Source organism: Dorea sp. ICN-14282, from assembly GCF_037890115.1.
In the GTDB taxonomy this organism is placed as follows: Bacteria; Bacillota; Clostridia; order Lachnospirales; family Lachnospiraceae; genus Dorea_B; species Dorea_B phocaeensis.
Genome location: NZ_JBBKBH010000001.1, coordinates 338,497 through 358,353, shown reverse-complemented (window position 1 = coordinate 358,353; position 19,857 = coordinate 338,497). Strand labels below are relative to the sequence as shown.

Here is a 19,857-nt window from a genome sequence, read left to right as displayed (position 1 = left end):
TCTCTTCAAACTCTATTACTTCCGCAGATATTTAGACTCATATGCCAAAAGCGCTGCAACCGTTTTAGAATCCTGGATAGTTCCATCAAAAATCTTTTCTTTCAATTCTTCCAATGTGTAGGCTTTCACATCCACATACTCATCTTCATCCAAATTTTGTCTGGACGGAATCAAATCCTTGGCAACATAGACTTCAATCCGCTCATCACAAAAAGCAACGGTTGTGCGAAGTGTAAGGATCCACTCCAGATTTTCACTGCGGTAGCCCGTCTCCTCCTCCAGCTCCCGTGATGCACATACCAGACCGGATTCATTCGGATCATCCAGCTTTCCGGCCGGAATTTCCAATGTATCTCTTTCCAATGCATTCCGGTACTGCGTTACCATCAGAATTCTTCCATCTTCCATAATCGGCACTACTGCCGCTGCACCATCGTGATGGATAAAATCCCATTCTGCAGTATTCCCATTCTCAAATTGCATATGATCTTTGTAAACCTTTAAGATCGTTCCTTCATACATTAATTCTCTTTTCACTCTTTTGATCTCTTCACTCATACTTCTCTCTCCTTTTTTCTCCCACACTTTCGTATCCAGGTAAATAAATATACTGACTTCTAAAACAGTCAAATTTATAGTCAAAAATTGAAAAACAGGACCGGCTTTGGAACCGGTCCTGTTATACATTTATCTTCTACTTGGCATAATCTGTAACCCTTGATTCGCGGATTACATTAACTTTAATCTGTCCAGGATATTCTAGCTCATACTCAATCTGCTTCGCAATATCTCTAGCCATCAATACCATGTCTGCATCAGATACTTGTTCTGGAACTACCATAACTCGAATCTCTCTACCTGCTTGAATTGCAAAAGATTTATCAACTCCCTTAAACTGGTTGGTGATATCTTCTAATTGTTTTAACCTGTTTGTGTATGTTTCTAATGTCTCTCTTCTCGCTCCCGGTCTTGCCGCGGAAATAGTATCAGCCGCCTGCACAACACATGCAATCAGAGTTTCTGGTTCTACATCTCCATGATGTGACTCTACCGCATTGATAACTGTTGCAGATTCTTTGTACTTTCTGCAAAGATCTACACCAATCTGAATGTGTGAGCCTTCCACATCATGATCGATTGATTTACCAATATCATGCAGAAGTCCTGCGCGCTTTGCCACTCTGACGTCCAGTCCAATTTCTCCAGCCAGTAATCCAGACAACTGGGCCACTTCCATAGAATGCTTTAATGCATTCTGTCCATAACTGGTTCTGAACTTCATACGTCCAAGAAGTTTGATCAATTCCGGATGAATACCGTGTACACCGACTTCCAGTGCCACAGTCTCTCCTTCTTCCCGGATCATTGTCTCTACTTCTTTCTGCGCCTTCTCAACCATCTCCTCAATACGAGCCGGATGGATTCGACCATCCACAATCAATTTTTCCAGCGCAATTCGTGCAACTTCACGTCTTATCGGATCAAAACCTGACAGCACAACTGCTTCCGGTGTATCATCAATAATCAATTCCACACCCGTCAGTGTCTCAAGAGTTCTGATATTTCTTCCCTCTCGTCCGATAATTCTTCCTTTCATTTCATCACTTGGGAGCTGTACAACAGAAATTGTAGTCTCCGCAACATGATCTGCAGCACATCTCTGGATTGCAGTAACGACATATTCTTTTGCCTTTTTATCTGCCTCTTCCTTTGCCTGCGCTTCCATCTCTTTGATCATCTTCGCAGTATCATGTTTCACATCATCTTCAACAGTTTTTAACAAATATTCTTTTGCTTGTTCGGAGGTAAGTCCTGAGATTCTTTCTAGTTCCTGTACACGCTGCTTACTCAGCTCTTCCACTTTCGCTTCCCGCTGTCTAAGCTGTTCTTCTTTTGCCGTAAATCCTGCTTCCCGCTTCTCGATAGCATCTGCTTTCTTATCCAAAGCCTCTTCCTTGGAAAGGACACGCTTCTCATAGCGCTGTAATTCCGCTCTGCGTTCCTTGGTTTCTTTCTCAAGCTCATTCTTGTTCTTGATCGATTCTTCCTTAATTTCCAAGAGAGACTCCTTCTTCTTTGCCTCTGCCGTCTTCACTGCATCATCAATAATTTCTCTTGCCTTTGTCTCTGCATTTCCAATCTTAGAATCTGCATTCTTCTTCAGATTTGAAACAGTGACAAAATGGCTGATGACTGCCGCTACAACGATCAACACAATTGCTACAGCAATTATAATTCCATTCGGCACAGGAGCACCTCCTTATTTAATTTTCATTGTACAAATACAACACTTAAATTTTATACTGTTTTCACAATTCTGTCAAGCATTCACCTCAGAAACTTGTATCAGTTGACCTACTCAGACGATACAACTACCATTCGTCCAACCGCATTGCGCTTCGGACCTCCTCATAAGAGAATCCTTTCCGCACCAGATATGCCATGACCTTATGCTTCTCTTCATAATCTGCTTTTTCCGCATCATAACCTTTTTTCCGAAGGAGAGTGCGAATCGCCTCTTTGGAATCCTCGTATTGATATTCTTCTTCCATCGCTTTTTCAATCCATTCTCGTGAAATTCCTTTCTGGCACAATGAAGCATAAATCTCTTTTCGGCTTTTTCTCTCTTTGCGGCTATTAATAAAACTCCTTGCATACTCCAGATCGTTGATATATCCAAAAGATTTCACATAAGCAACCGCTTCGCTTACAATCTCTTCCGAATAGCCATCTCTTAAGAGCTTTGTCCGAAGCTGCGCTTCTGTTCTCCCCATATCAGTCAAAAGATGCATGGCACGAAGCTTCACTCTCTTTAATACAATCTCGCACCGAATGATCTGATATGTCTCCTCCTCCAGTTCCATCTCCGGTTTCAGCTGATAACGCGAAATTTCTCCTTTATAGAGTGGAAATACCGGCTCCCCATCAAGATACACCTGACATTTTGTCTTATTTATCGGTTCGATCCCGGTAATAACCATTCTTACTCTTCTCCGATCTCTCCGTCTTCCTGTGCCTCTGTGCCAATATGATAGTGAGCACGGATTTTCTCTTCCAATTCCTCCATCACTTCCGGATGTTCTGAAAGATACTTTTTGGCATTCTCTCTTCCCTGTCCGATCTTCTCGCCATTATATGCAAACCAGGATCCACTTTTACTTACCAGATTAAGTCCTACTGCCAGATCCAGAATATCTCCTTCTTTAGAAATTCCTTTTCCAAACATAATATCAAATTCCGCTTCCTTAAACGGAGGCGCGATCTTATTCTTTACCACCTTCACACGGGTTCTGTTACCCACCATCTCACCGCTCTGCTTTAATGTCTCAATTCTCCTTACGTCCATACGAACAGATGCATAGAACTTAAGGGCACGTCCTCCCGTGGTCGTCTCCGGATTTCCAAACATCACGCCTACCTTCTCTCTAAGCTGATTGATGAAAATCACCACACAATTAGACTTGCTGATCACAGGTGTCAATTTCCTGAGCGCCTGAGACATCAATCTTGCCTGCAATCCCACATGGCTGTCTCCCATATCTCCTTCAATCTCCTGCTTTGGAACCAGTGCTGCTACAGAGTCTACAACAATAATATCAAGTGCCCCTGAACGTACCATCGTTTCTGTAATCTCAAGCGCCTGGTCTCCGCTGTCCGGCTGAGAGATATAAAGTTCATCAATATCGACTCCTATATTCTTCGCATAAGTTGGATCAAGCGCATGTTCCGCATCAATAAACCCCGCGATTCCGCCTCTCTTCTGAACTTCTGCTATCATATGCAACGCAACCGTCGTCTTACCACTGGATTCAGGTCCATAAACCTCAACAATACGTCCTCTTGGCACACCTCCAAGCCCAAGCGCCAGATCAAGACTTAAAGATCCGGTCGGAATCGTCTCCACCGCTACCTGAGCTCCCGGATCTCCAAGCTTCATAACCGTTCCTTTCCCAAAATCCTTCTCCAGCTTTGCAATCGCCGCATCCAATGCTTTTTTCTTATCTTCATTTGCCATAATAAATTCTCCTTTTATCCAACGAACAAGTGTTCGTTTTGTAGTTAATATAGTAGTATACTTATTCCAAATTGTCAATATGTATTTCCCAAAATAAGGAACAAACTTTACGATCTGTAAACTTACGATAGAAACAGAAATATAAGAGCTCTCTTAGATATTTATTACGTTAGCACAGAACCCATTTTACGTCAATGCTATTTTCCGAGAAAAAAATCACCCACCCCTCAAGGCAACAACCTCTTGGGAGTTGGGTGATCTCATTTTTATGCCGCAGTTCTTCTGCAACACAGACATATTTTCCAATCTAGCCAAGTAATTTGTCGATGCTCACCAATTTTACGCTCAGCACAAAAATTTTTACGGCCTCTTTTAATTCTTCCAACGTCGGATAAGACGGTGCAATACGAATATTGCTGTCTTTTGGATCCTTTCCATATGGGAAGGTCGCACCTGCCCCTGTCATAACAAGACCAGCTTCCTTCGCCTTCTCTACAATCGCTTTCGCACAGCCTTCCATTGCATCAAAAGAGATAAAGTACCCGCCGCGCGGTGCAATCCAGGAACCGATCTCCAGTCCTTCCAATTCTTCTTCCAACGTCTCCAGCACAGCATCAAACTTTGGACGCATAATATCGGCATGTTTTTTCATGTGTTCTACCATACCATGTATATCTTTGAAAAATCTTGCATGGCGCAGCTGATTTACTTTATCATGGCCAATTGTCTGCACCTGCATCTGCTTCCGGATCTCTGCCAAGTTCGCATCGGACGCCGCGATTGCCGCGATTCCAGAACCCGGAAAACTGATTTTCGATGTAGATGCGAATTTGTAAACCATATCCGGATTACCGGCTTTCTTACATTCCATCAGAATCTCAATCAGATAATCCTGCTTCTCTTCATAGAGATGATGGATTCCATATGCATTGTCCCAATAGATACGAAAATCTTCTGCTGCCGGCTTCAGACATGCAAAACGATGCACTGTCTCATCAGAGTAAGTGATTCCCTGCGGATTAGAATATTTCGGAACACACCAGATTCCTTTGATCGCATCGTCCTCCGCAACCAATTTCTCTACAAGATCCATATCCGGACCTTCTGAAGTCATCGGAACATTGATCATCTCAATTCCAAAATGCTCTGTGATTGCAAAATGTCTGTCGTATCCCGGTACCGGGCAAAGAAATTTCACCTTGTCAAGCTTTGCCCACGGCGTGCTTCCCATAATTCCGTGTGTCATCGCTCTTGATATTGTGTCATACATTACATTCAGGCTGGAATTTCCAAAAATAATAATATTATCCTTTGGCACTTCCATCATATCTGCAAGAAGCTGTTTTGCTTCACGAATTCCATCTAAAACGCCATAATTCCTGCAATCCACACCTTCTTCACAAATCAGGTCTGAATCGCTTCTTAATACATCCATCATTCCCATGGAAAGGTTCAGCTGCTCTGCCGACGGCTTCCCTCTGGACATATCCAGTTTTAATTTTTTTGATTTTACTTTTTTAAATTCCTGCTCCAGCTCCTGCTTTAATGCAGACAGCTCTTCTCTGCTCATGTCTTTATATGCTGCCATGCCGATTTCCCTCCACTTTTTATTCACGATTGCTATTTTATATGATTTTTGACATTTCGTCAATTAAATCTTGCATTTTTCCCAAAAAAACTTGCATTAAAATCCTCACAAACCTTTCTTTTTGAAGTATACACTTTCCAAAGATTCATTTGTTCATATTTTGACAATCTAGTTTCAAAGGCACATCCATTCCATCACACATTTCAAACACCAGAAAAAACTGCGCTTTTTAACACTTTCACAGGCTTCTATCTGATAGGATGCAATTTTTTCACCATTCAGGAAATATTCCATCTCCCCCACCGCCTGCCCCTGTGTTACAGGCGCCTTCACGTTTTCTTCAATCCTTTTCTTAACAGTGACTTGCTCCCCTTCCTTTAGAAGCATCTGAAAACCAGAATCCTCCCGCACTGCCGCTTTCACCTTCTTAGTCCGTTTCCAGGGGCTTTCTTCATTTACGGCATTTTCTGCCAAAAGGTTCATTTTCCCCGGATCTTTCCATATGTAATAAGGCGCATAGACTAAAAGTCCATACTCCATCAATTTTCTTGTATCACTCCATTTATAACTCTTATGATTTGGCCACCCACATGCGAGAAGCGTTACAATAAGGGTTCTATTTTTTTCTCGAAGCGCCCCTACATAGCAATATCCTGCATCATTTGTAAAACCAGTTTTCCCAGACAGTGCCCCATCCATCATATTCAAAAATGTATTATGATTTCTACAGAAAAATTTTCGTTTTCCCTCCACATCCCCAAAAGTGTACTCTCTAGTCTGCGTAATCTCAAGAAATCGTTCTTTTTCCGGCGACTGGGTAATACAGTAACGCATGATAGCTGCTAAGTCAGCCGCCGTTGTCCCATGTATTCCATCCTTATCCGAAGCATCCAACCCGTTCGGAGTAATAAAATGGGTATTCTCACAGCCAATTTCCCTTGCTTTTTGATTCATTCGGTCTGCAAATTTTTCTACCGTTCCTTCCACAGCTTCCGCGATGGCAACCGCACTGTCGTTATGTGATTCTAACATCAGCGAGTAAAGAAGATCTCTAAGATAAAACTTCTCCCCTTCTTTCATCCCCAACCGTACTTTCGGCTGACTGGCCGCATTGCGGGAAACGCATATCACACGCTCGCCTGCCTCTGACTCCAGTGCAAGAATACAGGTCAGAATCTTAGTTGTACTCGCATTTGGACGAATCACCTCTGCCTCTTTTCCAAATAAAATACGCCCATTGTCCGCGTCCATCAGGACTGCAGACTGGGCGTATAACTGTTTCGGCTCGTCCTCACTCTCTGCTGTTTTCGCCCAGACATTTCCCATACCCAGACCCAACAACATTTGCACCAAAACAAGAGCTCCTGCTATGTATCGCTTTTTCTTCATAACCCCGGCACCACACCATCTGATATCACATCAATATATGAAAGTCCCAGCCTTATTATTCCAAAAGATGATCAGATATCCAGTTTCAGCTGCACCTCTTCCTCTGCTTCCTCTTTGAAACTTTCTACTTGTTCCGGATTCGGACTTGGCAGCTCCTCTACCGACTGAATACTGAATCTTCTTAAAAATTCTTCCGTCGTTCCAAACAAAATCGGCTTTCCCGGTGCATCCAAGCGTCCTCTTTCACAGACCAGATTATACTCCACCAGCTTATTAACCGCATGATCCGACTTCACTCCTCGGATTTTTTCTATCTCCAGTTTAGTCACCGGCTGCTTGTAGGCAATGATCGACAGCGTTTCCAACTGTACATCCGTAAGTGCATAACGCTTTGGCTGTTTTGCCACGCGGATCAGATATTCATACATTTCCTTCTTCGTGCACATTTGAAACGCATTTTCCAGCTCAATAATTCGAAGTCCACGGTCTTCTGCATCGTACTTGTCCATCATTCGATGCAGGATTTTGCGCGTTGTATTCTCATCATGCTCAATGGCTGCTGCAATCTTGCCAAGCTCTACAGAATCTCCCATGGTAAACAAAATTGCCTCTATAATTCCTTCTAATCTATTGATTTCCACTCTATCCATACTACCTTTCCCATTCAATCTTTCTCCCGCTATTCTTCAATCCGGGACAGGATCAAAATATCATCAAATGCATGCTCCTGACGGATCAGAATAACCCCTTCCTTCATCAGCTGCAGCACTGCAAGAAACGTCACCACAATCTGTGTTCTGGAAGTTTGCTGTTCTAAAAGCGACCGAAAACTGAATCGACTATGGGTTCTGGCATATTCACTGACAAAATCAAGTCGATCCGGAAGGGTGACTTCTTCTTTTTCGATCTTTCCAAACTTACTTCTGACTGGATCAATCTTATCCACCTGCTTTTTCATCACTTCTTTGAAAATACGGTTCAGCTTAGCCAAAGTCAGATCTCCAAGCAATTCATCTAAGTCTACCGGTTCTACATATTCCAGCACTTCATTCGGAATTGACGGGTCTTTATACAACACCTGTTCTCCGTCCATCTGACGATCCCGCAGCTCGTAAGACATGTATTTGTACATCTTATATTCCAGCAGCTGCTCTACCAGTTCCTGCCTAGGATCCTCTTCCTCGCCCTCTTCATTCACTTCTTTCGGAAGCAGCATCTTGCATTTAATATCCAAAAGTGTAGCCGCCATCACCAGAAATTCGCTCATTATATTCAGGTCCTCTTTCTCCATCGCCTGAATATACTCCATATATTGATTTGTGATCTCCACAATCGGAATATCGTATATATCAATTTTATTTTTATCAATCAGGTGCAGCAACAAATCCAGCGGTCCTTCAAACACCTGCAGTTTTACCGGAATTCCCATAGATATCCCTCACACATTCATCCTTTTATCACAATTTATATATTATACAGGATTTTTTTTATTTCCACAAGTTTGAAATTCCAGTACAACCAGTTCTGCCGGGTTCCACAAACGAATGGGAATAGAGTGCGCGCCAAGTCCTCGACTCACCACAATATCCGTATCTTTCTTCCGGTAATGTCCTCCGGAATACTTCGGAAACAAGGTGAAATTCGGCGCAATGACACCGCCAACCCACGGAAGCCTTACAATTCCCCCGTGAAGATGACCAGACAGAACCAAATCAGCTCCCCATTCCAGATACTGATCCATATAATCCGGATTATGAGCAAGCAGAATCTGATAACTCTCATCTGCCTGCCCGATCCTTCGCTTCAATTCACTTACAGGAATCTGTTTCTTCCCAAATCTACTATATCCATAGAGGGGAATTTCAAGTCCTGTCAATTTCACATTTGTTTCATCCCACAAAAGCTCTGCACAGTCATTTTCCAACATTATAATCCCTGCGTTTGTCAGAAGCTTTCGATACTCCTGATAGGATTGGCGATACTTCTTTGGCCATTCTTTCAATTTCTGCTCATGGTTTCCGTTCGCACAGTAAACATCACAGATTCCAGGCAGTTTCCCCAAAAATTCCGCCGTTTTTTCAAAGGAGCATCCATCCTTTCGGACCAACATATCTCCCCCGATGAAAATCACATCCGGCTTTGCGTCTACAATAGCCTGGTAAAGTCTCGCATTATTCTCCCCGTAACAATAATTATGAAGATCCGTCAGGAATACTGCCCTTCTGGCACGCTTCATTCCCATAAGTTTTGGTGACTCAATACAATAATGTACTACACGAAAGGTATGCATCTCCCGAATAATTTCTATCATCAGGAATACTCCCAGGACGACTGCCGCCCCTAGAATCCCTGCCGTTTTCATTTCTATCTTCAATGATCCTTCTCCTTTTTATATCTTGGATCATTATATAATTATTTTCCCGGATTTGCAAATACCTTTCCCGCTCGCTTTTACTCTTTGCTCTACAACAAAAAGCTTCTGGCAGCTTCTTTTGCAGCCGTCTTATATGTAATCTCTCCGACCGCCTCTGCCGCCACAATTTCAACATTTCCGACTTTCTCCCCATTCAGATAATAAACAGACATACCAAGAACCTGCCCTTTTCTTATCGGCGCCTGAATCTTCTTATTCCAAACAACTTTTCGTTTCATTCCCGTCAAATCAAGTCCCTTTGTATCTACATAAGCAAACGGTTCTTTCTGCTTTGCTTTCGCCGTCTTTTTCACTCCCCTTATAACCTTTGCCTCTCCCACCGGCCGTACCTTTTCCTCTTGATATCGCCTGCATATTCCGAATCCATAATTAAGAAGAGTCGTTGCATCCCGAAACCTCTGCTTTGGATCCGGGGCTGCCATGATCACCGCAATCAGTTCTACACCGTCCTTTTCTGCGGTAGCCGAAATACAAAATTTTGCCTGACCCGTAGATCCGGTCTTCAAGCCTGTGGTGTACTCGTACTGGCGTACCAGCTTGTTGGTATTTGCAAGCCCAAATTCTGTCTCGCCTTTCTCTGTAACGTGGGTAATATTCTCCATCCAGATCATGGAATATTCGTGAATCTTTGGATATTTGATGATCAGTTCCCGCGACATCAATGCGATGTCCTTCGCCGTCGTCTTATGCCCGTCTGCATCTAGACCATTACAATTCAAAAAACTGGTATTCTTCATTCCCAGTTCCTTAGCCCGCTGATTCATCTGGCTGACAAATGCCTCCTCGCTTCCGCAGAGATGCTCAGCCATTGCCACACATGCGTCGTTCGCACTGGCTACTGCAATACATTTAATCATGGTATCCACCGTCTGCGTTTCTCCCGGCTCCAAAAACACCTGAGAACCGCCCATCGATGCCGCATACTCTGACACCGTCACCGAATCCTCTAAACGAATCTTACCTTCCTCCAAAGCATCGAAAATCAAGAGAAGCGTCATCACTTTCGTCACACTGGCCGGCGCAAGCTTTTGATCTGCACTCTTTTCATAGATAACCTGACCCTTGGATGCTTCCATAAGGATTGCAGACGGCGCGGCCACTTCCACTGACTTACTCATTTCTTCTGGTTCTGCTTCCTGTTCCTGCTGATTTTCCTGCGAGCCAGGCAGCTCTTCTGCACAGACACATTTTTCTCCCGGAAATATCCATATGCTTTGGATTCCCACTAAAATTCCCACAATAACTGCAATGATTTTTTTCATACTTTCTTCCTCTAGCAATCGATTACTACTATATATAATAGAAAAAAGTCAAAATTATACAAAAGGGACAGGGTAAAATATAATTCGGGACGGAGTAAAGTTTCATTTTACTCCGTCCCGAATTAAAATAGAAGTTATTTTCCAGCCATCTGTTTTTCCTGCTGTTCAATCATCTTCTTCACCATATATCCACCTACAGAACCATTCTGTCTGGATGTCAGGTCTCCGTTGTACCCATCTGTTAACGGTACGCCCAATTCATTTGCAACCTCATATTTGAATTTGTCTAATGCACCCTTTGCTTCAGGTACGGCTGCTTTGTTAGATGAACGATTTGCCATTACTCTTCTCCTCCTTTTGGTAACTTTGTAACTTTGTTGTTTGTTACAATGCTAGTATATGGAGGATTTAGATAATTACACTGGAATTTCTATCATAATCTGGAAGATTTTTCAACCAGTCAGGATCGGCTTTAATAATCTCCGATGCCGCTTCATTTGCCATTTTAAGAATTTTTGCATCCTGGTAGACATCTCCCAAACGGAAATTCATAAGACCGCTCTGACGGATTCCAAAAAGGTCTCCCGGCCCCCGAAGTCTCAAATCTTCGCTTGCGATCCGAAATCCGTCATTAGAGTGATTCAGAATATCCAACCGTTCCTTTGTCTCCTTGGATTTGGATGCTGTCATAAAAATGCAATATGACTGATACTTTCCTCTTCCCACACGCCCTCGAAGCTGATGCAGCTGTGCCAAACCGAATCTTTCCGCATTTTCAATCATTATAACCGTCGCATTCGGCACATCGATTCCAACTTCAATTACGGTAGTCGATACCAAAATCTGAATCTCATTTCTTCCAAATCGTTCCATAATATCGTCTTTTTCCGCCTGACGCATCTTTCCATGCAGGTAGGCTATCACAATATCTCCCCCCAGCTCCTGCTTAAGAGCTTCGGTGTAATCCAGCACATTTTCTGCTTCCATATGTTCACTGGATTCCACCATAGGACAGATAATATAACACTGCCTTCCTTCTCCAATCTGCTGCTTCATAAATCGGTATGCGCTCTCTCGATATCCGGTTCCTACTACACAATTCTTAATCGGAAGACGATTCGATGGCAGTTCATCAATCACCGAGATATCCAAATCCCCATACAGAATAATAGCCAATGTCCGCGGAATCGGTGTTGCACTCATTACAAGAACGTGAGGACAGCCCCCTTTATTCGCAAATATTTCCCGCTGCTTCACACCAAACCGATGTTGTTCATCTGTCACTACCAGCCCTAAGCAATCATAACTAACCGCCCCTTGTATCAACGCATGTGTTCCGATAATAATCTTTGCATACCCGCACGCTATCCGGTCATAAGAACGCCGCTTTTCCTTCGTGGTCATAGACCCTGTCAACAGTTCCACCTTCACTGCTATGCCGTAGGTCTCAAACAATTTTGTAATCGACTCATAATGCTGTCTTGCCAGCACCTCCGTTGGCGCCATCATAGCTCCTTGATAACCGTTTAGCGCCGTATAAAGAAGCGCTAACACCGCCACAATCGTTTTTCCCGATCCCACATCTCCCTGCACCAACCGGGACATAGCCGCATCTGAGGAAAGGTCTTCCTGAATTTCTGCCCAGACTTTTTGCTGTGCTTTCGTCAAAGTATAAGGAAGTGCTTCAATCAGGTCATCCACTTCTTTTTTCGGCTCCATTCGATATTCGTTTGGAAGGCGTTCGTTTTGATCCTTCATCCTGCGAATAGACAAAATAAATTCCAGGAATTCCTCAAATACCAGCCGCTCTCTGGCATGATAGTAAACCTCTTTATCCTCCGGAAAATGAATCCCGCGAATAGCATAATTGTATTCCGCCAATCCATATCGCTGTCGAAGCGCTTCCGGCAGATGTTCCTTCGTCAAATCCAGCCCGTCAAGCGCCTGTCGGATCGCTTTTGCCACTGCATTGTTACTAAGCCCTGTTGTCAGTCCATAGACGGGCTGAAGGGTATCTTGCTTTTCCTGATATTTTTCACTGGGATAAAAGATTTCCGGATGTTCCATAACCAGATCCTTCTTCTTTCGGACAACTCGTCCTCGTAATGTAATCTTCCCACCATCTGAAAGTGTATTTTTAAGAAATGGCATCCGAAACCAAACACACCGAAGCACTCCCGTTAAATCCTTAAGACACAACGTGGTTACTTGCAGATTCCGGTTCCCGCTCACCTGTACCCGACCATAGATCATGCCGGTCACTGTCTGCACCCGTCCTTCCTCCAATTCTCCAATCGGAACCGCTGCCTCATAGACATCATAGCCGCGCGGATAATAACGAATCAGATCACCTACCGTCTCAATTCCTAATTTCCCAAAAAGTTTCTCCGTTTTTTCTCCAATGCCTTTTAATTCTTTGATTCTGGTACGTTCTATCATCTTTTCCTTCCTACTAATTAACATTGCTGTAACTTGATGCGGAAAAAGAGCCAGATCCGTTTTGAGCAGCTCTCACACCGGTATCTGACCCTTTTTCTATCGTTCATTCTTTTATTCTACTGCAAGTACGTAGTAATAGATCGGCTGTCCACCGAAATGCGCATCCACATCTACATCCGGATACCGCTCTTCAATCTGCGCTGTAAACTTATCCGCATCTTCCTCAGATACTTCTTCTCCATAGTACAGACTGATCAGCTCAGAATCTTCATCAACCAGAAGAGCCAGCATCTCCTTCGTCGTATCCTCCACAGATTTTCCTACTGCAAGAATTCCCTGATCTCCGATTCCCATAATATCGCCTTCGTGAATCTCTTTGTCATCGATCTTTGTGTCTCTAACGGCGTAAGTAACCTGACCGGATTTTACGTTTTTAATCTCTTCTAGCATCGTTTCTTCATTGGTCTTTGCATCTGCATCCGGCATAAAATTAATGATCGCTGTGATTCCCTGCGGAACTGTCTTCGTTGGGATTACAATAATCTCTTTATCTTTGACCAGCGCCTTTGCCTGATTGGCTGCAAGCACGATATTCTTGTTATTCGGAAGAATGAAAATGGAGTCCGCATTGACACGGTCAATCGCATTTAACATATCTTCTGTACTCGGGTTCATCGTCTGTCCGCCTTCAATAATATAGTCGGCTCCAAGTTCCCGGAAAATTTCATTTAATCCTTCTCCGATAGAAACCGCAATGAATCCCATCGGCTTTCTTGGCTCATCTGCTTTTCTTGCCTCTTCCGCTTCCTTTTCCTGCTGCGCCAGTTTCTCTGCATCACGGATTAATTTTTCCTGATGCTCTTCGCGCATATTATCGATCTTCATACGGGAAAGCTGCCCGTATGTCAGTGCTCTCTGGATAGCCAGTCCCGGATCATTCGTATGAACATGGATCTTCACCACATCATCATCAGCCACACATACAATGGAATCACCAATGGAACTTAAGTACTCTTTGAAGGTATGCTCATCTTCTTCTGTAAACTCTTTTTCTGTAAGAATAATAAACTCTGTACAATATCCAAATTTGATATCCGCTGTATCTTCTGTACTGATCTTTGCAACTCCCGCGCCTGTTCCGGGCGTAATTGCAGTGTAATCAATCTCTTTTCCCAGGAATGCGTCATAGGCACCTTTGATTACTTCCAGAAGCCCCTGTCCACCGGAATCTACTACCCCAGCTTCTTTTAATACCGGAAGCATATCCGGCGTCTTTGCCAATACTTCTTCGGCATGTTCAATAACCGCTGGAATAAAGACTTCCAGATCGTCCGTCTCTTCTGCCATCTGAGCCGCTTTCTCAGCGATTCCGCTTGCAACTGTTAAAATCGTTCCTTCCTTCGGCTTCATGACCGCCTTATAGGCTGTGTCTCTCGCTCTTGAACAGGCTGCTGCCAATGCAAGTACATCAATCTCTTTTTCTTCACGAATTGCCTTCGTAAATCCTCGCAGCAACTGGGAAAGAATAACCCCTGAGTTTCCTCTTGCTCCTCTTAATGATCCGGAAGAAATTGCTTTTGCAAGTTCTTTCATATCAGATCCTGAAAGCGCAGTCACTTCCTTCGCCGCTGACATAATGGTCAGAGACATATTTGTCCCCGTATCGCCGTCCGGCACTGGAAACACATTCAGCTCATTAATATATTCCTTCTTCGCTTCAATATTCTGTGCACCTGCAAGAAACATCTTTGCAAGCATATCCACACTGATTGTTTTTGTAGCCACTTTCCTATGTCCTCCTTAATTAATCGATGACCCTGACGCCTTCAATGTAGATATTAATTTTATCTACCGGCATTCCGGAAAATTCTTCCACGCGGTATTTTACATTACTGTTCAAATTCTCTGTTACCGCAGAGATACTTACTCCATATGCAACAATAATATGGAAGTCTATAGTCAGATGATTATCATCAGAGATATCAACCTGGATTCCTTTTGTCAGACTTTCCTTCTTCAACAGATGAACTAGTCCGTCTTTTACATTCACTGCAGCCATACCAACGATGCCAAAACATTCAACTGCTACTGTACCGGCATATTTTGCGATTACTTCTGGATCAATTGTAATAATGCCGAGATCTGTGCTCATACATCCTTTCATAATTAAAAACCTCCGTTTTTTATTTTATATATAGCCATAGTAAACCATAATAATATAATATTATACTCCCTTTCCGCATATAATACAACACAAAAACTTTTACAATTATTCATGTTTTTTGTATAAAAAAGCACATTTTTCTTCCCTTTATGACAATAAAGTGATATAATACGTAATATTGCATATATTGCAATAGAATTTTTCATAGAAAGGATTGAGAACATGGAAAACAACAAGAACGAGTTCAAGCCGTATATTCCAGCCGACCGTGTCGTACCGGAATTTACAGCGACCTCTCTCTTGATTGGTATCCTGCTTGCTATCGTGTTTGGAGCAGCTAATGCTTATTTGGGGCTTCGCGTAGGTATGACAATTTCAGCTTCTATCCCTGCCGCAGTTATCTCCATGGGTATTATTCGTGTTATTATGCGTAGGGATTCCATTCTTGAGAACAACCTGGTTCAGACCATCGGTTCTGCCGGTGAGTCTGTAGCCGCAGGAGCAATCTTCACACTTCCAGCATTATTCTTATGGGCTGAAGAAGGAAAGATCGATTCTCCTAGCATCATTACCATCTTCCTGGTAGCATTTGTCGGAGGTATCTTAGGTGTATGCTTCATGGTACCACTTCGTCAGGCGCTGATCGTAGAGGAACATGGTACTCTTCCATTCCCGGAAGGAACTGCTTGTGCAGAAGTACTTCTGGCTGGAGAAGAAGGAGGAAGCAAAGCAAGTACTGTATTTGCAGGACTTGGAATTGCAGCTGCTTACAAATTTATCGCTGACGGTGTAAAACTGTTCCCAAGCGAAATCGGTTATGACTTCAAAGGTTACCCAGGATCTCACGCTGGTATTCAGGTTCTTCCTGCACTGGCCGGTGTTGGATACATCTGTGGACCTAAGATCTCTAGCTACATGCTTGCCGGAAGTACATTAAGCTGGTTTGTGCTGATGCCTATGATCGCACTGTTCGGTGCTAATGCAACGATCTTCCCAGGAACTACTCCAATTGCAGAACTTGCACCTGGAGACCTGTGGGGAACTTACATTAAGTACATAGGTGCCGGAGCCGTTGCTGCCGGAGGTATCATGAGCTTGATCAAGAGTCTTCCTCTGATCGCAAGAACCTTCAAACAGGCAATGTCCAGCATGAAGAAAAACCATACTGCTTCCAAAGCACTTCGTACAGAAGATGATCTTCCAATGCCATTACTGCTTGTAATCGTACTGGTAATCGCAATTGCAATCTGGTTGATCCCAGCATTCCCGGTTAACCCACTGGGTGCTCTGATCGTTGTTATCTTCGGATTCTTCTTTGCGACTGTATCTTCTCGTATGGTAGGTCTGATTGGTTCTTCCAACAACCCTGTATCCGGTATGGCGATTGCTACACTGATTATCGCAACTCTTCTTCTGAAGGTTACCGGAACAGACGGAACAACTGGTATGATCGGTGCTATCGCTATCGGTGGTATCATCTGTGTTATCGCTGCTATCGCAGGCGACTGTTCACAGGACTTAAAGACCGGATTTATTCTTGGTGCTACACCTAAGAAACAGCAGATCGGTGAAATGATCGGTGTATTTGCTTCTGCAATCGCTATCGGTTATGTACTGAACCTGTTGAACCAGGCATGGGGTTATGGCTCTGCTGAAATCCCTGCACCACAGGCAACAATGATGAAAATGCTTGTTGAAGGTATCATGAACGCTGAGCTTCCATGGTCACTGATCTTAATCGGTGTATTTGTAGCTATCGTAATTGAGATCCTGAAGATTCCGGTACTTCCATTTGCTGTAGGTATGTACCTTCCATTCAGTCTGAATGCTGGTATCATGGCAGGTGGTGTCGTAAGATTCATCGTAGAACGCCGTAAAGGTGAAGAAAAAGAGAAGAAAGCTTCTATCGACCGCGGTATCCTGTACACATCAGGTCTTATCGCTGGAGAAGGTCTCATGGGTGTTGTTCTTGCAGCCCTGGCTGTTGCAAAACTGGATACAAAGATTGTTTCCCCATTTGCACTTCCACAGATTGGAAGCCTGATTCTGTTCATCCTGCTTCTTGTTTCTCTGTACATGGTATGTATTAAGAAATCTAAAAAAAGCAAATAAGATGAATAAAAGTCTTGTAAAATAAGCATAACGGATACAGCCTGTGATTCGCAGGCTGTATCTTATTATCAGATAGTTGTAATCAATGCAAACGAGGAGTTTTACCCATGTCAAAGAAAAACAAGAACAAAAATTATCTAGACTTCATTCCTGTCCGAAATCCAAAGATCGAATTTGAAACCAGCGAGAAAGGGCAGGTAACTCTTTTCATTGAATGGAAAGGATTCTATCACAAGATCGCTCAGCGTATTTTCCGTCGCCCGCGAGTAAGCGACATCAAGCTGGATACTTATGGAAGCTTTGTATGGCTGTCCATTGATGACTGCAAAGATGTTCATCAACTCTCCAAAGATATGGATGCAAAATTTCCGGGAATGGAAAAATCTTTGTCCCGGCTGATTAAATTTCTTGAAATCCTACATGATCACAAATTGATCCACTGGAAAGGAGAAGAAAAATAATGCTAAAATATCTTCCCTATGTTTTATTATTCGCAGTCGCAACTGCCATCATTTACGGATGGGGGCTTTGGCGTTCTATGCGGCAGGGTCAGGATCTTTCTAATATGCTATGTTCCAAAGGAATTTCCAAGGTTCGAAAAGCTCTGAAAAAAAACGGCCCAATGACTCGCATGGAACTGGAACCTATTGTAAAAGATCTGACTGCAAAGCAGCCTTTTACCACAGAAAAAATGGGTGTTACAGATCCCAAAACTTTTTTGGAGTCCATCCTTCCATATATGATGAAACAAAAAATGATTCAGGAAATCAAAGAAAATAATAAAGTGAAGTATCAGATATGCAAGTAGAAAAGAATAATATAAAAAACGGACTGTCTCAGGCATAAAATGCTCCAGGACAGTCCGTTTTTTATTGTTTTTATCGCTGCATTACAAATGCCTATAAATTCGCCATTCTCTTTAATACATCCGTCAAAAGTTCATAGAATCGCTCTACAGAATCCAGTGGCAAACGCTCATCCGGAGTATGACAACCCTGAATGGTCGGTCCAACTGCAATCGCATCAATTCCAGGAAGGGCATCAGAAAACAGTCCGCATTCCAATCCTGCATGGATCGCTTCGATCTTTAACTCATCTTTGAAAAGATCACGATAACTGTCTTTGAAGACTTCCCTTACTGCAGATTCTTCTTTATAACTCCACCCTGGATACTCTGCACTAAATTCGCAATCAAATCCATACTCTTCCATGGACAGTCTGATTCGAAGTTTCAGATCCTCCATCAGAGATACTACAGAAGATCTTGGCGAGAAGTTAATATACATCACATTCTCTTCAAGATTTACAATTCCAAGGTTTGTAGAGGTAACAACAAAGCCTTCCATGGTCATATTACGCTTCTGAACACCGTTTGGCGCCATATATACCGCTTTTACAACCGTCATGCTATCCTCTCTTGTCAACGCAGAAACTACCGCCTCCTGTGAAGTCACATTGCAGGCAATTTCCTTCTCATACGCTGCTAATTCATCACGGAAAGCTTCTGCCAGCTCTTCTGCCAAAGCCTTCGCATTTTCTGCTTCTTTGGAATCTGCATAAACCAAAGACGCCTTACACTCTCTCGGGATTGCATTATCTTTCGTTCCGCCCACGAAGGAAACCACTCTTCCATCCGTTCCTTCCAGCAAACGGTACAAAAGTCTTGCCATCAAAATATTACCGTTCTGACGTCCTTTATTAATATCGCTTCCAGAGTGTCCTCCCATCAATCCAGATACAGACAACTGAAGCTGCGTTCCATTGATCTCTTCTCTTTCCACTTTTCTGGACGCAATGATACGAAGTCCTCCCGCACAGCTTACCGTCGCAATTCCTTCCTCTTCTGAATCCAGATTGATCATAGTAGATGCACTGATCTGGGATTTATCAAGTCCAGCTGCTCCAAAAAGTCCTGTTTCCTCCTGACTGGTAAATACGCACTCAAGCGGCGGATGCGCAAGTGTCTCATCATCCATTACCATCAACATCAACGCCACCGCAATTCCATTGTCCGCGCCCAGGGTTGTCCCATCTGCTTTCAAAGCTCCATCTTCAACCAAAAGATTTAATCCATCTTTCGTAAAATCATGCTCAACGCCTTCCAATTTTTCACATACCATATCGATGTGCCCTTGAAGCATCACCGGCTTCTGCTCTTCTGCGCCTTTGCTTCCCGGCTTCTTAATAATTACATTAAAAAGTTCGTCCTGGTAATACCAAAGTCCTCTTTCCTTTGCGTAGGCTACCAAATAATCGCTGATTGCCTTTTCATTTCCAGATCCTCTTGGGATCGCACTGATCTCCTCAAAAAAGTGAAATAATTTTTCCGGCTTGCATCCTGTAATCTTATATTCCATCTCTGCCGTCTCCTTTCTGATTCCCTTTTTATAATTTTAAAACATGAAATGTACTTTTTGACATTTCTATAATTAAACAAAAACTCAGATTCCTGAC

General features: G+C 43.1%; 18 protein-coding genes. 3 read left to right on the top strand and 15 right to left on the bottom strand.

Annotated elements, in window-relative coordinates:
* Positions 1-15: 15 nt before the first annotated feature.
* The 14 genes from WKT00_RS01715 to WKT00_RS01650 all read right to left on the bottom strand — a co-directional run bounded on the left by WKT00_RS01715 (position 16) and on the right by WKT00_RS01650 (position 15,291).
* Positions 16-558 (bottom strand): NUDIX domain-containing protein, encoded by a 543-nt coding sequence (locus WKT00_RS01715; RefSeq protein WP_340260548.1) that lies wholly within the window; start codon positions 556-558, stop codon positions 16-18.
* Positions 559-694: 136 nt separating this feature from the next.
* Positions 695-2,248: a ribonuclease Y gene (gene rny / locus WKT00_RS01710; protein WP_340260546.1), complete on the bottom strand. Its 1,554-nt coding sequence runs from the start codon at positions 2,246-2,248 to the stop codon at positions 695-697.
* Between the two features lie 124 nt (positions 2,249-2,372).
* On the bottom strand, positions 2,373-2,981 hold the full coding sequence (locus tag WKT00_RS01705) for a regulatory protein RecX (RefSeq protein WP_340260544.1): 609 nt from the start codon (positions 2,979-2,981) through the stop codon (positions 2,373-2,375).
* 2 nt (positions 2,982-2,983) lie between these two features.
* Positions 2,984-4,015, bottom strand: coding sequence for a recombinase RecA (gene recA, locus WKT00_RS01700; protein ID WP_101694450.1), 1,032 nt, complete (start codon positions 4,013-4,015; stop codon positions 2,984-2,986).
* A 307-nt stretch (positions 4,016-4,322) separates the two neighbouring features.
* The gene (locus WKT00_RS01695; RefSeq protein WP_340260542.1) at positions 4,323-5,603 is read right to left on the bottom strand and encodes an aminotransferase class I/II-fold pyridoxal phosphate-dependent enzyme; all 1,281 of its coding nucleotides are present in this window, start codon (positions 5,601-5,603) and stop codon (positions 4,323-4,325) included.
* 174 nt (positions 5,604-5,777) lie between these two features.
* On the bottom strand, positions 5,778-6,992 hold the full coding sequence (locus WKT00_RS01690; RefSeq protein ID WP_340260540.1) for a D-alanyl-D-alanine carboxypeptidase family protein: 1,215 nt from the start codon (positions 6,990-6,992) through the stop codon (positions 5,778-5,780).
* A 71-nt stretch (positions 6,993-7,063) separates the two neighbouring features.
* Entirely contained in the window at positions 7,064-7,642 is a 579-nt protein-coding gene (gene scpB, locus WKT00_RS01685) for an SMC-Scp complex subunit ScpB (protein WP_173814199.1), read from the bottom strand.
* 29 nt (positions 7,643-7,671) lie between these two features.
* Complete coding sequence (locus WKT00_RS01680) at positions 7,672-8,421, bottom strand: segregation and condensation protein A (protein ID WP_101694453.1); 750 nt, start codon at positions 8,419-8,421, stop codon at positions 7,672-7,674.
* Between the two features lie 42 nt (positions 8,422-8,463).
* Entirely contained in the window at positions 8,464-9,366 is a 903-nt protein-coding gene (locus tag WKT00_RS01675; protein ID WP_242962627.1) for a metallophosphoesterase, read from the bottom strand.
* Between the two features lie 89 nt (positions 9,367-9,455).
* The gene (locus WKT00_RS01670; RefSeq protein ID WP_340260535.1) at positions 9,456-10,688 is read right to left on the bottom strand and encodes a D-alanyl-D-alanine carboxypeptidase family protein; all 1,233 of its coding nucleotides are present in this window, start codon (positions 10,686-10,688) and stop codon (positions 9,456-9,458) included.
* 134 nt (positions 10,689-10,822) lie between these two features.
* Positions 10,823-11,029 (bottom strand): alpha/beta-type small acid-soluble spore protein, encoded by a 207-nt coding sequence (locus tag WKT00_RS01665; protein ID WP_101694455.1) that lies wholly within the window; start codon positions 11,027-11,029, stop codon positions 10,823-10,825.
* A gap of 67 nt (positions 11,030-11,096) precedes the next feature.
* A complete protein-coding gene (gene recG, locus WKT00_RS01660; protein WP_101694456.1) occupies positions 11,097-13,127 on the bottom strand; it encodes an ATP-dependent DNA helicase RecG in 2,031 nt (676 codons plus the stop codon).
* Positions 13,128-13,238: 111 nt separating this feature from the next.
* Positions 13,239-14,912 carry a DAK2 domain-containing protein gene (locus WKT00_RS01655; protein ID WP_101694457.1) on the bottom strand — a complete coding sequence of 558 codons (1,674 nt, stop codon included), beginning with the start codon at positions 14,910-14,912 and terminating at the stop codon, positions 13,239-13,241.
* 19 nt (positions 14,913-14,931) lie between these two features.
* Positions 14,932-15,291 carry an Asp23/Gls24 family envelope stress response protein gene (locus WKT00_RS01650; RefSeq protein WP_101694458.1) on the bottom strand — a complete coding sequence of 120 codons (360 nt, stop codon included), beginning with the start codon at positions 15,289-15,291 and terminating at the stop codon, positions 14,932-14,934.
* Positions 15,292-15,513: 222 nt separating this feature from the next.
* On the opposite strand from WKT00_RS01650, the gene WKT00_RS01645 reads away from it, so the two are divergent.
* From WKT00_RS01645 to WKT00_RS01635, 3 genes are all read left to right on the top strand, one after another.
* Positions 15,514-17,403 (top strand): OPT family oligopeptide transporter, encoded by a 1,890-nt coding sequence (locus WKT00_RS01645; RefSeq protein ID WP_173814197.1) that lies wholly within the window; start codon positions 15,514-15,516, stop codon positions 17,401-17,403.
* 107 nt (positions 17,404-17,510) lie between these two features.
* Positions 17,511-17,864 (top strand): PqqD family peptide modification chaperone, encoded by a 354-nt coding sequence (locus WKT00_RS01640; RefSeq protein ID WP_101694460.1) that lies wholly within the window; start codon positions 17,511-17,513, stop codon positions 17,862-17,864.
* On the top strand, positions 17,864-18,211 hold the full coding sequence (locus WKT00_RS01635; RefSeq protein ID WP_101694461.1) for a hypothetical protein: 348 nt from the start codon (positions 17,864-17,866) through the stop codon (positions 18,209-18,211). The genes WKT00_RS01640 and WKT00_RS01635 overlap by 1 nt, the downstream gene beginning before the upstream one ends.
* A gap of 91 nt (positions 18,212-18,302) precedes the next feature.
* Here WKT00_RS01635 and WKT00_RS01630 read toward each other — a convergent pair whose 3' ends face one another.
* Positions 18,303-19,760 (bottom strand): aminoacyl-histidine dipeptidase, encoded by a 1,458-nt coding sequence (locus WKT00_RS01630; protein WP_101694462.1) that lies wholly within the window; start codon positions 19,758-19,760, stop codon positions 18,303-18,305.
* Between the last annotated feature and the right edge of the window lie 97 nt (positions 19,761-19,857).

Excerpts from the sequence above, each read along its gene's own strand:
- WKT00_RS01715 (WP_340260548.1), bottom strand. The coding sequence starts at position 558 with ATGAGTGAAGAGATCAAAAGAGTGAAAAGAGAATTAATGTATGAAGGA.
- WKT00_RS01705 (WP_340260544.1), bottom strand. The coding sequence starts at position 2,981 with ATGGTTATTACCGGGATCGAACCGATAAATAAGACAAAATGTCAGGTG.
- recA (WP_101694450.1), bottom strand. The coding sequence starts at position 4,015 with ATGGCAAATGAAGATAAGAAAAAAGCATTGGATGCGGCGATTGCAAAG.
- WKT00_RS01695 (WP_340260542.1), bottom strand. The coding sequence starts at position 5,603 with ATGGCAGCATATAAAGACATGAGCAGAGAAGAGCTGTCTGCATTAAAG.
- WKT00_RS01690 (WP_340260540.1), bottom strand. The coding sequence starts at position 6,992 with ATGAAGAAAAAGCGATACATAGCAGGAGCTCTTGTTTTGGTGCAAATG.
- scpB (WP_173814199.1), bottom strand. The coding sequence starts at position 7,642 with ATGGATAGAGTGGAAATCAATAGATTAGAAGGAATTATAGAGGCAATT.
- WKT00_RS01680 (WP_101694453.1), bottom strand. The coding sequence starts at position 8,421 with ATGGGAATTCCGGTAAAACTGCAGGTGTTTGAAGGACCGCTGGATTTG.
- WKT00_RS01670 (WP_340260535.1), bottom strand. The coding sequence starts at position 10,688 with ATGAAAAAAATCATTGCAGTTATTGTGGGAATTTTAGTGGGAATCCAA.
- WKT00_RS01665 (WP_101694455.1), bottom strand. The coding sequence starts at position 11,029 with ATGGCAAATCGTTCATCTAACAAAGCAGCCGTACCTGAAGCAAAGGGT.
- recG (WP_101694456.1), bottom strand. The coding sequence starts at position 13,127 with ATGATAGAACGTACCAGAATCAAAGAATTAAAAGGCATTGGAGAAAAA.
- WKT00_RS01650 (WP_101694458.1), bottom strand. The coding sequence starts at position 15,291 with ATGAAAGGATGTATGAGCACAGATCTCGGCATTATTACAATTGATCCA.
- WKT00_RS01645 (WP_173814197.1), top strand. The coding sequence starts at position 15,514 with ATGGAAAACAACAAGAACGAGTTCAAGCCGTATATTCCAGCCGACCGT.
- WKT00_RS01640 (WP_101694460.1), top strand. The coding sequence starts at position 17,511 with ATGTCAAAGAAAAACAAGAACAAAAATTATCTAGACTTCATTCCTGTC.
- WKT00_RS01635 (WP_101694461.1), top strand. The coding sequence starts at position 17,864 with ATGCTAAAATATCTTCCCTATGTTTTATTATTCGCAGTCGCAACTGCC.
- WKT00_RS01630 (WP_101694462.1), bottom strand. The coding sequence starts at position 19,760 with ATGGAATATAAGATTACAGGATGCAAGCCGGAAAAATTATTTCACTTT.